This window comes from Novosphingobium sp. 18050 (genome assembly GCF_902706195.1).
Lineage (GTDB): Bacteria > Pseudomonadota > Alphaproteobacteria > Sphingomonadales > Sphingomonadaceae > Novosphingobium.
Map to the genome: position 1 here is coordinate 29,552 of NZ_CACSJO010000018.1, position 13,424 is coordinate 42,975.

Annotated in this window: 13 protein-coding genes; 4 read left to right on the forward strand and 9 right to left on the reverse strand. The window is 63.3% G+C overall.

What is annotated here, in order from left to right:
* Positions 1 to 20: 20 nt before the first annotated feature.
* From glgB to GVL61_RS16745, 4 genes are all read right to left on the reverse strand, one after another.
* On the reverse strand, positions 21 to 2,195 hold the full coding sequence (glgB, locus tag GVL61_RS16730; protein ID WP_159981802.1) for a 1,4-alpha-glucan branching protein GlgB: 2,175 nt from the start codon (positions 2,193 to 2,195) through the stop codon (positions 21 to 23).
* The gene (locus GVL61_RS16735; protein ID WP_159981803.1) at positions 2,192 to 4,618 is read right to left on the reverse strand and encodes a glycogen/starch/alpha-glucan phosphorylase; all 2,427 of its coding nucleotides are present in this window, start codon (positions 4,616 to 4,618) and stop codon (positions 2,192 to 2,194) included. Before GVL61_RS16735 ends, glgB begins: the two co-directional genes overlap by 4 nt.
* 294 nt (positions 4,619 to 4,912) lie before the next feature.
* Entirely contained in the window at positions 4,913 to 5,635 is a 723-nt protein-coding gene (locus GVL61_RS16740; RefSeq protein WP_159981804.1) for a 4-carboxy-4-hydroxy-2-oxoadipate aldolase/oxaloacetate decarboxylase, read from the reverse strand.
* Positions 5,632 to 6,588 carry a hydroxyacid dehydrogenase gene (locus GVL61_RS16745; protein ID WP_159981805.1) on the reverse strand — a complete coding sequence of 319 codons (957 nt, stop codon included), beginning with the start codon at positions 6,586 to 6,588 and terminating at the stop codon, positions 5,632 to 5,634. Before GVL61_RS16745 ends, GVL61_RS16740 begins: the two co-directional genes overlap by 4 nt.
* A 169-nt stretch (positions 6,589 to 6,757) precedes the next feature.
* Between GVL61_RS16745 and GVL61_RS16750 the strand changes: the two genes are divergently transcribed.
* The gene (locus GVL61_RS16750; RefSeq protein ID WP_159981806.1) at positions 6,758 to 7,693 is read left to right on the forward strand and encodes an SMP-30/gluconolactonase/LRE family protein; all 936 of its coding nucleotides are present in this window, start codon (positions 6,758 to 6,760) and stop codon (positions 7,691 to 7,693) included.
* Between the two features lie 97 nt (positions 7,694 to 7,790).
* The gene (locus GVL61_RS16755; RefSeq protein ID WP_159981807.1) at positions 7,791 to 8,090 is read left to right on the forward strand and encodes a hypothetical protein; all 300 of its coding nucleotides are present in this window, start codon (positions 7,791 to 7,793) and stop codon (positions 8,088 to 8,090) included.
* Positions 8,091 to 8,114: 24 nt separating this feature from the next.
* Here GVL61_RS16755 and GVL61_RS16760 read toward each other — a convergent pair whose 3' ends face one another.
* The 3 genes from GVL61_RS16760 to GVL61_RS16770 all read right to left on the reverse strand — a co-directional run bounded on the left by GVL61_RS16760 (position 8,115) and on the right by GVL61_RS16770 (position 10,999).
* Positions 8,115 to 8,534: a heme-binding protein gene (locus tag GVL61_RS16760; protein WP_159981808.1), complete on the reverse strand. Its 420-nt coding sequence runs from the start codon at positions 8,532 to 8,534 to the stop codon at positions 8,115 to 8,117.
* A gap of 89 nt (positions 8,535 to 8,623) precedes the next feature.
* A complete protein-coding gene (locus GVL61_RS16765) occupies positions 8,624 to 9,337 on the reverse strand; it encodes a GntR family transcriptional regulator (RefSeq protein WP_159981809.1) in 714 nt (237 codons plus the stop codon).
* A gap of 93 nt (positions 9,338 to 9,430) precedes the next feature.
* Positions 9,431 to 10,999, reverse strand: coding sequence for a carbon-nitrogen hydrolase family protein (locus GVL61_RS16770; protein ID WP_159981810.1), 1,569 nt, complete (start codon positions 10,997 to 10,999; stop codon positions 9,431 to 9,433).
* A gap of 153 nt (positions 11,000 to 11,152) precedes the next feature.
* On the opposite strand from GVL61_RS16770, the gene GVL61_RS16775 reads away from it, so the two are divergent.
* Positions 11,153 to 11,428, forward strand: a complete 276-nt coding sequence (locus GVL61_RS16775) for a hypothetical protein (protein WP_159981811.1) — start codon at positions 11,153 to 11,155, stop codon at positions 11,426 to 11,428.
* On the opposite strand, the gene queF is transcribed toward GVL61_RS16775, so the two are convergent.
* Positions 11,429 to 11,872, reverse strand: a complete 444-nt coding sequence (gene queF, locus GVL61_RS16780; RefSeq protein WP_235037746.1) for a preQ(1) synthase — start codon at positions 11,870 to 11,872, stop codon at positions 11,429 to 11,431.
* 172 nt (positions 11,873 to 12,044) lie between these two features.
* Positions 12,045 to 12,221 (reverse strand): hypothetical protein, encoded by a 177-nt coding sequence (locus GVL61_RS16785; RefSeq protein ID WP_159981812.1) that lies wholly within the window; start codon positions 12,219 to 12,221, stop codon positions 12,045 to 12,047.
* 40 nt (positions 12,222 to 12,261) lie between these two features.
* Here GVL61_RS16785 and GVL61_RS16790 point away from each other — a divergent pair, with 40 nt between their 5' ends.
* Entirely contained in the window at positions 12,262 to 13,371 is a 1,110-nt protein-coding gene (locus GVL61_RS16790) for a hypothetical protein (protein ID WP_159981813.1), read from the forward strand.
* Positions 13,372 to 13,424: the final 53 nt, after the last annotated feature.

Here is a 13,424-nt window from a genome sequence, read left to right on the forward strand (position 1 = left end):
TACCGTTACTGCGCCGGTGCTCACCCGGCATATTCGAGCATAATTGTCGCGAGTGGCGGCAGCGTGACCGTGGCGTGCCCGTCGGCCGCTTTAACCTGGCCCATGTTGCCTTTGCCGGTGCCGCCATAATGCCGCGAATCGCTGTTGAGAATCTCGTTCCACTTGCCCGCCAGCGGGAGGGGCACCTCGTAGTTGGTGTGCATCGTTGGCGTCATGTTGGCGATCACCGCCACCGGGCTCACTCCCGGCGCTTTGCGCAACCAGGCGAAGACGGAATTCTGGGCGTCGTCGACTACGAGCCATTCGAAGCCGTCGCCTTCGCAGTCACCTGCGTGAAGTGCTGGCTTCATCCGGTAGAGACGGTTCAAATCTTTCACCAAGCTACGCACGCCCTCGTGCGCTGGAGCAGCGAGCAGGTCCCAGTCGAGAGCGCGCTCCTCGCTCCATTCGCGGCGTTGTGCGAATTCCTGGCCCATGAACAACAGCTTCTTGCCGGGATAGCCCCACATGAACGCGTAATACGCGCGAAGGTTCGCGAACTTCTGCCAGTCGTCGCCGCTCATCTTGCCGAGAAGCGAACCCTTGCCGTGAACCACTTCGTCATGGCTGAGCGGCAGGACGTAGTTTTCCGAGAAGGCGTAGACGAGCCCGAACGTCAGATCTTCATGATGATAGCGCCGATGCACCGCATCGCGCGCCATGTAGCGCAGCGTGTCGTGCATGAAGCCCATGTTCCACTTGAATCCGAAGCCGAGCGCGGTCTCTTTTCCCTTTCCGTCGCCTTCATAGGCGGGCTGGGTGACACCGGGCCATGAGGTGGATTCCTCCGCCATCGTAATGAAACCGGGGTGTTGGCCGTAGAGCGCGCGGTTGGTGGCGCGCAGGAACCCCACCGCCTCCCAATTCTCGCGCCCGCCTTCCTGGTTGGGTATCCACTCGCCAGCTTTGCGCGAGTAATCGCGATAGAGCATCGAGGCGACCGCATCCACGCGCAGGCCATCGACATGGTACCGCTCAGCCCAGAAAAGCGCGTTGTTGAGCAGGAAGCTCTGCACTTCGCGGCGGCCAAAGTTGTAGATCAGGGTATTCCAGTCAGGCTGGAAGCCGAGGCGGGGGTCTTCGTGTTCGTAAAGCGCGGTGCCGTCGAAGCGGACCAGACCATGGTCGTCCTTCGGAAAATGCGCAGGCACCCAGTCGAGCAGCACGCCTATGCCGGCGCGGTGGGCGCCGTCCACGAAACGGGCAAAGCCGGCCGGCTCGCCAAAGCGCGAGGACGGCGCAAACAGCCCGGTCGCCTGATAGCCCCACGACGGGTCGTAAGGATGCTCGCTGATCGGCAGGAATTCGATATGGGTAAAGCCCATCTCGACGACGTAAGGGATGAGTTGGTCCGCCATCGCGTCCCAGTCGAGGAACCAGTTCCAGCGGTCGCGCCGCCACGATCCGGCGTGGACCTCATAAATCGAGATCGGCACCTTGCGCGCATCGACCGAGGCCCAATGCGCACGGTGGCCCTCGTCCCCCCAGTCGAGCTTGGCGGGCACGGCAGTCATAGAGGCATTATTCGGCCGGATTTCCGCCATGAAGGCAAAAGGATCGGCTTTCAGCGGCTGCACGGAGCCATCGGCACCGACGATATGGTATTTGTAAGCGCGGTAGTCGGCGATGTCCGGGATGAAGATTTCCCAGACGCCGATGTCGGTGCGGCTACGCATGACATGGCGACCTGCGTCCCAGTCGTTGAAATCACCCACCACGCTGACGAGCATGGCGTTGGGGGCCCAGACCGCGAAATGGACGCCCGATGCACCCTCGTGCTTGATCAGGTGCGCGCCCAGTTTGTCGAACAGGCGAAAATGCGTGCCTTGTGCGATCAGCAGGTCGTCGATGGGGCCCAGCACCGGGCCGAAGGTATAGGGGTCGGTAACCAGCCAATCGCTGCCGCGCGCAGTACAACGGTAGCGGATCGGCTGCGGTTCGATGCTCAGACGGGTCTCGAACAGGAAGCGATCGTCCACTTTGTCGAGCGTGCCGAGGCGGTCGCCGTCAAGGCTGAACGCCTCGACCGTCTCCGCGCCCGGCAGGATCGCGCGCAAGGTAGTCCCTTCAGGTCCGGGATGGGTGCCGAGCAGCGAGAACGGGTCTGCGTTGGTTCCTTGAAGCAGGGATTCGATGGCGTTTTCCGATGGCTTCACAGAACTTTCCAGATGTCCTTGGCATATTCACCGATAGTCCGGTCCGAAGAAAACCACCCGACATTGGCAATGTTCCTGATCGCCGAAGTGCGCCAGCCGGCAGCGTTCTCCCAGCGCGCGTCGACCTGCCGCTGCGCGGCGGCATAGGCATCGAAATCGGCGGCGCACATAAACCAGTCATGGTCGTAGATGCCGTTCACGAGGCCCTCGTACCGCCCCGGATCGTCGGGCGAAAACACGCCTGAGGAAATAGCCGTGAGCGCCTGCGCCAGTTCGCGCGAGCCTTCGATGACTTCGCGCGGGTTGTAACCTTCGGCGCGCTTGGCGGCGACTTCCTCGGCGGTGAGGCCGAAGATCACGATGTTGTCGTCGCCGACGTGGTCCTTGATCTCGACGTTGGCACCGTCGAGCGTGCCGATGGTGAGCGCGCCGTTCATCGCAAACTTCATGTTGCCGGTGCCCGAGGCTTCCATGCCGGCAGTAGAAATCTGCTCCGACAGGTCGGCCGCGGGGATGATCCGCTCAGCCAGGCTGACATTGTAGTTGGGCACATAGACCACCTTCAGCAGCCCGCCGACGGAAGGATCGGAATTCACGCGCCGGGCGATGTCGTTGGCCAGTTTGATGATAAGCTTGGCGTTGTGATAGCTGGGCGCCGCCTTGCCGCCGAAAATCTTCACGCGCGGCACCCAGTCACGTTCAGGGTGGCTGCGGATTTGGTCGTAGAGGGCGACCGTCTCGATCAGGTTGAGCAGCTGGCGCTTGTATTCGTGGATGCGCTTGATCTGGACGTCGAACAGCGCGTCGGGATCGAGGCGGATGCCCATGGTCTTGCGGATATGCTCCGCCAGCGCGACCTTGTTCGCGCGCTTCACCTCACCGATACGCTCGCCCAGCGCGGCATCTTCTGCCAGCGGGTTGAGGTCGGTGAGCCTGGCGGCATCATCGAGGAAATCCGGGCCGATGGCGTCCTTGATTACCGTGGTGAGGCCCGGATTGCACTGCTGCAGCCAGCGCCGGGGCGTGACGCCATTGGTCTTGTTGTTGATCCGCGTGGGGTACAGCGCATGGAGATCGGCGAAGACCGTCTCCTTCATCAGGTCGGTATGCAGCGCAGCGACCCCATTGATCGAATGCGCGCCCACGAAAGCCAGGTTCGCCATGCGCACGCGGCGTTCCCCGCTCTCGTCGATGAGCGAGATCGCGGCGATCTGCGCGTCGGTGCAGCCCGCCTTGCGCGCTTCACGCAGGACGCGGCTGTTTATCGCGTAGATGATCTGCATGTGACGTGGCAGCAGCCGTTCGAACAGCGGCAGCGGCCAAGTTTCCAGTGCCTCGGGCAGCAGGGTGTGGTTGGTGTAGGAGATGGTGTGCTTGCACACCTCCCAGGCCTCGCCGAACTCAAGCCCGTGGACGTCGACCATCAGGCGCATCAGTTCCGCCACCGCCACCGAGGGATGCGTGTCGTTGAGCTGGATCGCAGCCTTTTCCGGCAGGGTGCGGATATCGCCGGTGTACTGGACATGGCGGCGCACGATGTCCTGGATCGATGCGGCGGTGAAGAAATACTCCTGCCGCAGGCGCAGTTCCTGACCGGACTGGCTGGAATCAGCCGGGTAAAGCACGCGCACGAGGCTTTCGGCGCGCATTTGCTCGGCCAAAGCGCCAAGGTGGTCGCCGGCGTTGAAGGCGTCCAGCTTGAGCGGGTCGATCGGGTTCGCGGTCCACAGGCGCAGGGTGTTCACGCGCTTGCCCTTCCAGCCGACGACGGGGGTATCGACTGCGGTCGCTTCCACCTTCTCGGCCGGATTCCAGATCACCCCGTCGCCCTGCGCGGCAACTTCACCGCCGAAGCCGACGAGGTAGGTGCTTTCCACCCGCTCGAATTCCCAGGGATTGCCATGGGCCAGCCAGGTTTCGGGCAATTCGACCTGCCAGCCATCCTCGATACGCTGGCGGAACATGCCATTAACGTAGCGGATACCGTAACCGTAGGCCGGGATGTCGAGCGTGGCGAGGCTCTCCATGAAGCAGGCCGCGAGGCGCCCGAGGCCGCCGTTACCCAGCGCTGCGTCAGGCTCCATCTCTTCCAGTTCGGCAAGGTCAAGGCCGTGGGCGGCGAGCGCTTTTTCCATTTCGCGCGTCATCCCCATATTGGACAGGGCATCGCGCAGCAGGCGGCCGATCAGGAACTCCATCGAGAGATAATAAACGCGCTTGCCGCCGGCATCGTAAGTACGCCGCGTGGATTCGAACCAGGGGTCGATGATCTCGTCGCGCAGCGCGTAGATCGCGGCGCGATACCAGTCATGCTGCTTTGCCGCACGTTCGTCCTTGCCTACACGGTTGCGCAGGACGCGCATGATGTGTTGGTCGAAATCGGACGGCGCTGGCTGGGTGTCGCACACGGGTTCGCTGGCCACGAGAACTCTCCTTGACAAGTCGCCGCGAGCGCCGTTTTCGGCGCGCCCGTGACGACGCCGGTTATCGCCAGGTCAGGGGGCGACTTCCCCCCTCTCCCACTCTTCAGCGTCATGGCTAGCACAGGGTAGCGGGGCGGCAAGTGTCATTGTGCAGTGCCGCAATATTTTAGTCGGCCGCGGCGACATACGTATCGGCGCCCCGAACTCGATCCGGGATGGCAAGCGGCAAATGCGCCCGGAGCGAGCGAAAAAAAGGCCGGGGCAGCAAGCAGCCCCGGCCTCCCTGCATGGACCCTAGCGGTCCTCCTCCCAGGTGCAGTCCTTGATCTCGATGCCCATTTGCGTGACCAGATCGCGCATACCCAGAATATCGAAAAGCACTTCGCCCTCGCCGATGCGGCGACGAAATTCGACTTCTTTGGCGGCGCGCGCCTCGGCGTTGCAGACGGCGAGTTCCAGCAGCCCCTGCGGAATCACCAGCACACCGTCCGAGTCGCCTACGATCACATCGCCCGGCTCGATCAATACCCCGTCGACGACCAGCGGGACGTTTACTGCTGCCGGCCCGCGCTTCTTGGGATGCTCGACCGAGACGGCGGTGGACCAGACCGGATATCCCAGTTCCCGGATCGCATCGACATCCCGCGTGGCGCCGTGGACGACAGTGCCGACGATCCCCTTCTTCTTTGCGAACGTGCAGGCCACATCGCCCCACAAGGCACCCTGATGCCCGCCGCCATTGGTCAGGACCAGCACGTCGCCCGCCTGCGCGGTGTAGAGCGCAGCGTGGATAGCGAGATTGTCGCCGGGGAAATTCCATGCGGTCACTGCCGGACCGCAGACCTTCTGACCTGGACCGATCGGCGTCATCGCCGGACTCATCAGGCACATGCGCCCGGCAATCTCGCCAAGCCCTTCGTGCAAGTCGGCGACTGCGAACTTCGCTGCGCGTTCCAGCAAGGTCGGGTCGGGACGGTTGATCCTGCTGTAGATCACGGATTTAACAGGCACGGTCACGGCAGAACCTCCGGGTTGAGCAGGGTTGCGGGAATCTCGCCCCGGCTGATGGTCTCGATCACGGCCGCGACGTTCAGGGCCATGTCCTTCATTCCTGCCTCGGTCACGCCGGCGACGTGGGGCGAAAGGAGGCAATTGGGCAGGCCGAAAAGCGGGTGATCGGCGGCGGGCGGTTCAGCCTCGAACACGTCGATCCCGGCTCCGGCGATCTGACCACAGCGCAGGGCCTCGGCCAGCGCCGCCTCGTTGACGATGCCCCCGCGCGAACAGTTCACGAGGATCGCATGCGGTTTCATAAGCCCCAGTTCGACAGTATCGATCAGGCCCCGCGTGCTTTCGGTCAACGGCGTGTGAATGGATACGATATCGCGTGAGAGGATACCGGCGAGATCCATCGGCCTGACCCCTGCTGCACGAATGTCCGCATCCGATAGCATCGGGTCAAAGGCGGCAACGTCCGCCCCGAAGCCCGCCCCGCAGATCTTCGCGACATGGCGGGCGATCCGGCCAAAGCCGATCAGCCCTACTGTCGCGGCGGTCAGGTCGCCCAGGCGAATGCCCCAGCGCTCGTCCCAGCGGTTCTCCCGCACCAGCGCATCCATGGACGGAGTGCGGCGCAGCAGGCCAAGCATCATTGAAACCGCGCCCTCGGCGACGGCCGTGGAATTGTTGCCACCGGGCGTGTTGGCAACCATCACCCCTTGAGCGCTGGCGGCGGGAATGGCGATATTGTCCACCCCTGCCCCGTGCTTCACGATGGCCTTGAGACGCGGCATCGCTCCGAAGATCGCGGGACCGAGCGGGCTTGTGCGGATGACGATCACGCTAACCTCGGCAAGGCGCGGATCATCCCGCCAGCCAGCAGCGCCGATCACCTCATGCGCCGAGGCGATACGTTCCACCCCGGCGGGATGGATTGGATCAATTATGCAGACGAGTTCACGGGAACCCATCGATTTTCCTCTCCACAAACCCAATCATGTATACGATATGGCGATATTGTACGTGACACTGTCGTGAAAGGGCTTTGCCTGACGGTCAAGGCGTAATAGGGCTGCGGGGAACAAACATGTATCCGATCCGGGCTTTCTCCGTCCGGGCGATGCCTTTGAGGAGAGAGCGATGTTCGCTGCCCCGCCCGCCGTCATGGCCGAGGTCTTCTGCCGCATTCCCGACAAGTTCCGTCGCTTCGGCGAGACCACCGAATGGGCGCAGGTCCAGCTTCACGGCGCCGCCGCGCCGGTCTTCCTCGAAGGGCCGGTATTCGATGCGGCGGGCAACCTGTGGGTGACGGATATTCCCTGGGGCCGGCTGTTCAGAATAAGTCCCGACGGGGAGTGCGAGGTCGGCTTCGAATACGATGGCCAGCCTAACGGCATGAAGTTCCTCGCCGATGGCCGCCTGCTCGTAGCCGACCATCACAAGGGCATGGTCATCTGCGACCTTGCCACCGGAAAGACGGAACCGTGGTTCGAGCGCTATCTGCTGGAACCGTTCTTGGGCTGCAACGACTTGACAATCGCGAAGAACGGGGACGTATGGTTCACCGATCAGGGCCAGTCAGGCTGGCAGAACCCCAACGGCCGCCTGTTCCGCGTGCAGGCCGGGACCGGCCGACTGGAACTGATGCTGGACAAGATTCCCAGCCCCAATGGCCTCATCCTCAACAGGGCCGAAACGGCATTATACCTCGCCGTCACCCGCGCCAATGCCGTATGGCGCTGCCCGCTGGTCAAGGCCGGGCCGAATGGCGAACTCGTGATTTCGAAAGTCGGGACATATATCCAGCTGTCAGGGGGCTCCGGGCCTGATGGACTGACCATCGATGCAAACGACAACCTCGTAGTGTGCCACGTCGGCTTTGGCGTGGTCTGGCTGTTCTCCGACCGAGGTGAGCCGCTACTGCGCATCGACGTGCCGGAAGGCCGGTACACCACTAACGCAGCTTACGGCGGACCGGACAACAGGTGGCTGTTCTTCACCGAGTCCAGCACCGGCACGATCTACAAAGCGGAAATGCCGACTCCGGGGCGTGAGGTGTTTACCACCAGCGCGTAGATGAGCGCCCCGAATCGGAAAGACACTTGCAATTTCGCGCGTGAAAGCAGATTATGCTGCGATGCACAATCGACAAGAATATACCTAGGCAATCCTGATGAACGACCCGCGCCTTAAGCTGTTAGAGGCTATCGCCCACAAGAAAATCGTTGCGGCGTCCTATAATGGCGCCACCATCAGGCTTGCCCCTCATTTGCTTTTCCAGCGCCATGGAGACTTGTTTCTCAGCGCGCTGAACTTGAGCAAAAACTGGCGGTCTGAAGACGAAAAGCAACTTGGTCAGTTCAAGCTGGCTGGCCTGGCCACGCTCGAACTGATCGACGAGAATTTTACTCCGCTACCCTCGTACGAGGCGCAGCCGCCCAGATCCGACGACGTTCTCGTACTCGGCGTGTAAAGCGCAGCACCACCAAATGCCGCTTTAGCCGGCAACGAGGCCGGCCGCCGCGATACCGGCCAGCGCGGCCTCCTCATCCTTGTCCGACAGGTCCCCGCTGACGCCAATGGCGCCGAGAAGTACTCCGCGCTCGTTCTTGACCAGTACACCACCCGCCGCCGGTATCAGCTTGCCGTGCCAGGCGGCGGAAAGCGCGGCCATGAACTGGGGACGTTCTGCGGCCATGTCGCCGAGTTTGCGACTGGAGACACCCATGGCCAGCGCCCCGGCCGCCTTGCCGCCCGCTACATCCGGCCTGCCGTAGGCGGAACCATCCTCGCGCTCCATGGCGACGAGATGTCCGCCCGGGTCGAGGACGACGACGGTGAGCGGGTTGAGCCCCATGTCCCTGCCGCTGGCGCGGGTCCCGCCGATGAGAGCGCGGGCCTGTTCGAGGCTGATCATGCAGGCAGTCCTTGTCCGGTCGAAACTATCTTATCCCTAGACCGCGAGTACCCTGCTATTCAAGCACTCAATGTATACGATGCGGACGCCTAACCCGCTTCGTCCGGACTACCTGCACTGGCATTGGCCAGCAGGTGTCCATAGCGCACGAGCCCGATACGAGTGCGACGGATGTGCATGACGAGCGCCGCCTGTGCGGTCTCGACTTCCCTGTTGGCCACGGCATCGTAAAGCAGTTGATGCTCGATATCATGCGTACGGCCTCCGCCGGTCGTCGTATTTCCCATCGCCAGCTTCATATAAGCCCGGCGGTAGCTCTGTGTAGTATCCCAGACCCGCTCCACGATCTGCGCAAGCAGCGGGGTGGAGTGTCTGCGATAGGTAATCCAGTGAAACTCCCGCCCTAGAGCGATCGCCTCGTCGACGTCAGTGACGCTCTCGTTACGCTCCATCACTTTGCGTAAATCGGCGAGATCTTCGTCGGTCAGATGCGGTACGCTGTCGGCCAGCAGCAGCGGCTCAATGCGCTCGCGGATCTCATAAGAAACCTCCAAATCACGGCGGGTCAGAGTAGTGACGCGGGCACCGGCATTGGCCCGCATGGTAACCAGCCCCCTTGCCTCCAGCATGCGCAGGGCGTCACGCACCGGGATGCGACTGGTCGCGAGTTCGTCGGCCAGTTCGTCCTGCTTGATCCGCGCGCCGGGCACGAGTTCGCCCGACAGGATACGCTCGGCGAGAATGTCGGCGACGCGTTGACTGGCGACACCCTGTGCTGCGCTGGAGGTCGGATCTTTAATCATGGGCATTCCATCAGGTGGTATACGATCGCGCATAGACCACGGCGCCCTCCGCGCCAAACCGCGAATGCGCCGGGCCGACGATATCGCAGACGGTCAGTCGCCCTGCGTCTGAGTCCACTCCACGCGGTAAAGGTCGAAACGGCGGTCCTTGAGGTTCTGCACCGCACCAGATTGCCGCGCTGTCAGCAGCGCGTCGAGGCTGAGGTCCGCGATGGCGATCGTCTCGGTATTGGGCGCGGTATCCGCCGCCACGCCGTCGCGGGCGAAGGGGAAATCGGACGGGGTGAGGATGGCGCTTTCCGCGTAGTGTACGTCCATGTTCTCGACGTTGGGCAAGTTTCCCACTACTCCGGAGGTAACGACGTAGCACTGGTTTTCCACCGCGCGGGCCTGGGCGCAATAGCGCACTCGCAGGTAGCCGCGGCGCTCGTCGGTGCAGAACGGCACGAACAGCATCAGCGCACCCTGGTTGACAAGGTGGCGCGCCAGCTCGGGAAACTCGCTGTCGTAGCAGATCATGACACCGATCGGCCCGCAGTCGGTAGGGATGACATTGGCGCCGTAACCACCGCGCACGTTCCACCAGCGCCGCTCGGAGGGAGTAGGATGCAGCTTCTGCGTCTCGTGCACAGCGCCGTCGCGCAGGAAGGTATAGGCAATATTGCGGATCTCGCTCTTGCCGCCGCCCAGCTTGACGCGGGTGGGGTGCGAGCCGCCGATGATGTTGATGTTGTAGCTTACCGCCATGCGCTGCATGAATTCGACGAAGCGCTCGGTATAAGTGGCGACTTTCTCGATCGCTTCCACCGGCTCCAGCTTCTTCTCCTCGATCGAGAGCAGTTCAAGAGTGAACAATTCGGGGAAGACCACGAAATCACTTTCGTAGTCGGCGGCGACATCGATCCAGTATTCGACCTGTTCCTCGAACTGGTCGATTGTTTCGATCTTGCGCATCTGGAACTGGACAGTGGCGACGCGCACGCTGGAAGGCACGCGCTCCTTGAGGCCCGGCACTGCCTTGCCGGTATCGCGCGGGGCAAGCGGATTGACCCAGTACATCATGACTGCGTTGCCGCCGCTCTCGCGGTCGGTGGGAATATAATCGGGCAGAATCCCGCGCGGCTCGTAGCCCTCGTTCATCTGGAAGTTGATGACCTGGTCGCGGACCTTCTTGTCGCGCACCGCCTGCACGTAATCGGCCGGATCGGGGTACTGGCGCTTGCGGCGCGAGTAGCCGGGCATGCGGCCTGCGAACGCGATGCCCTTCAATTCGAAATACTGGCAAACTTCCTTGCGCTTGCGATAAAGACGCTGGCCGATCCGCAGACGCCGGTAATCGGGATCGACGCAGACCTCGAAGCCATAGAGCACGTCGCCCTCGGGCGCGGGCGGACGGCCATAGCCGCCGTTGCTGATCTCTTCCCAGGTGTGCGGCTTGAAGGCGAGGTCGGCGGTGACGATCATCGTCGCACAGTGGCCCACCACCTTGCCTTCGTATTCGGCGACGAACTGGCCTTCAGGAAAATTGATGAGCTGGCCGCGAATCTCGGCGCGGGTAAAGGCATCTGCCTTGCCGTACACCTTCACGGAGAGGCGGGCGATCGCCGGCGCATCCGCAACGGTGGCCTGGCGGATGATGAGCTTGGCTTTGGTCTGGTCCATGGGTGGACCTAATACGCGCGGCAGGCCGTGCGGTTCCAGTGCGTTATCCTCACCGGCCAGCAAGACACCCTGACCGGCCAGAAATATTTCGGGCCGCGCCGGGATACATGCGGGCTTGCATCCGTTCTCTCTGTTAAGAAAGGAGAACTCATCATGAGCGCAACTCTCTTTGCCCTCGCCCTCTTCGCCTGTTCGGACGACGGCACGGCCTGCGAGCGTATCTCCGCCGCTCCTGCCCACACGTATCAGACGCGCGAGCAATGCGCCGCCGGCATCGATGCCGCGCTGGACACCGACGCCGCGCGCCGCGCCGAAGCGCCCACCGTATATGCTCAGTGCCTGAGCAATCGTCAGATGGCTTCGATCGGCAGCGGCGTTATCGACCTGACGCGCGTTAACGGCGCCAGGTTCGCCGACGCGGGACTCTGATCAACCCCGGCCGCGGTAACCCTGGACGCCCTGATCCGGCACCCACAGTCCTTCGGGCGGCGCGCTCGACTGCCAGAACACGTCGATCGGGATGCCGCCGCGCGGATACCAGTAACCGCCGATGCGCAGCCATCTGGGCTTCATTTCGTCGAACAGACGCTGGCCGATCCCGACCGTTACATCCTCATGAAAGCCGCAATGGTTGCGGAACGAGCCAAGAAACAGCTTGAGGCTCTTGGATTCGACGATCGTCTCGCCCGGCGCATAATCCAGCACGAGGTGGGCAAAATCCGGCTGTCCGGTAACCGGGCACAGCGACGTAAATTCAGGCGCCGCGAAGCGCACAAGGTAGAGACTTCCGACGCGTGGATTTGGCACGTAGTCAAGCACCGCCTCCTCTGGCGAAGCAGGAAGGGCGCTCTGCTGGCCGAGATGCTTTGGCATGGAAGCCTGGAGCATGGATGCGGGCGGTATGGAGGGGGGAGGTGTATCGCTCATCTCAAAAGCCATGCCGCCAAGCCATCGACAAGACAAGCATACAGTACCACCCCCGACTTTAGATCAACATGGACTTGCAACGGCTCGTCGCGTGTGAGCATGGGCATTAACACGCGGTTCACAGCGGATTGGGCGACGGTAGCAGGGTCATGAGGGGCAACAGCAGAACCATTTCGCGCGCGGCTACGGCAGCCGCGCTTTCGGCGACCGTATTTGCGGTGTCGCCTGTGATAGCGCCTGCGCTGGCACAATCGGCCAGCACTTGGAGCTTGCCCGAGCCAACCGCGCGGCCCACGGCATCGCGCGATCAAGGCCCGGTCGACGGAGCGAACCCGATGGTCAGGCCAGGCGACGGCGCCGGCCAGCCACAAAGGCAGCCGGCACCGACCGCTGTTCCCACGATCACGCCGCCCGCTCCGCCCGCTGTGCGCATTACTCCGGCGCCCACTCCGCAGCCGTCCCCTCGCCCCCGTCCGGCGCCCAATGCCACTGCGCCTTCCGCAACGCCCTCCTCCTCCGCAGAACCCGCCGCGCAGCCGACACCGCGCGCGGCTGCCACAGCAGATACGCCTGTCGCTGCGCCCACAGCTTCCGCTCCGTCCGAGGCCCCCGCTCCCACAGTCGCTCCAGCAGCTGAGACCGCTGCGGCCGAGGAAGCACCTGCTACGGCGCCGATAGCTGCGCAGGAAACCTGGCCTTTCTGGTGGTGGGCCGCACCTCTGGCTCTCCTGGTACTGAGCGCGCTGGCCCTCATCCTGCGCCGCCGAACCAAACCGGGCGTGCCGGAATGGGATCAGCCCGAACAGGCCGCGCTCTCACCCGCCGTCACCCCGCCGGCCCCGACGCGTAAAGTCGCGGTTGTGCCTGCAAAGACCGCGCCAGCCGCACCTCAGCCTGCGTTCGCGCCGCCTCCCCTTGCGCCTGCCGAAGAACAGGCGCGGGCCGAAATCATATTCGAGCCTGTCAGCCTGCGCCTTTCGCTGGTCTATGCGACGCTCCAATACCGCGTCGCGATAGCCGCCGTTACCGACCTGCCGGCCAGTCAGCTTCTCGGCGACATGATCGGCGCCCATGGCTCAATGACGCCCGAGGAACAACTCGCGCCGCCCGTAGAGGTCCTCACCGCCCTAAAGTCCGTGCCTCCCATCGCCGGAGGCGAGAGCGTGACGCTGACCGGCGAAGTGCAGTTGCCGCTGACCGCCATCCGCCCCCTGCTGCAGGGCACGGCCTCGTTCTTCGTACCGCTGGTACGCCTGTCTATCCTCGGCGAGGCCATGGCGCTGCGCCGGGTCTACACTGTGGGCATCGAGGGCGGCGGCGCGGGTCTATCTCCGTTGCGCCTCGATACCGGCCCGCGCGAGCATCGCGAACTCGCCGCCCGCGAAGTCGAGGCCGCACGGGCGTATCCGTTGCAGCCCGGCGGCCAACAGCGCGCTACCGGCTGACAACCTCTCGTAATATCGGGCGATTCCCAGCCTCGACAAAATGTCCTAGGGTC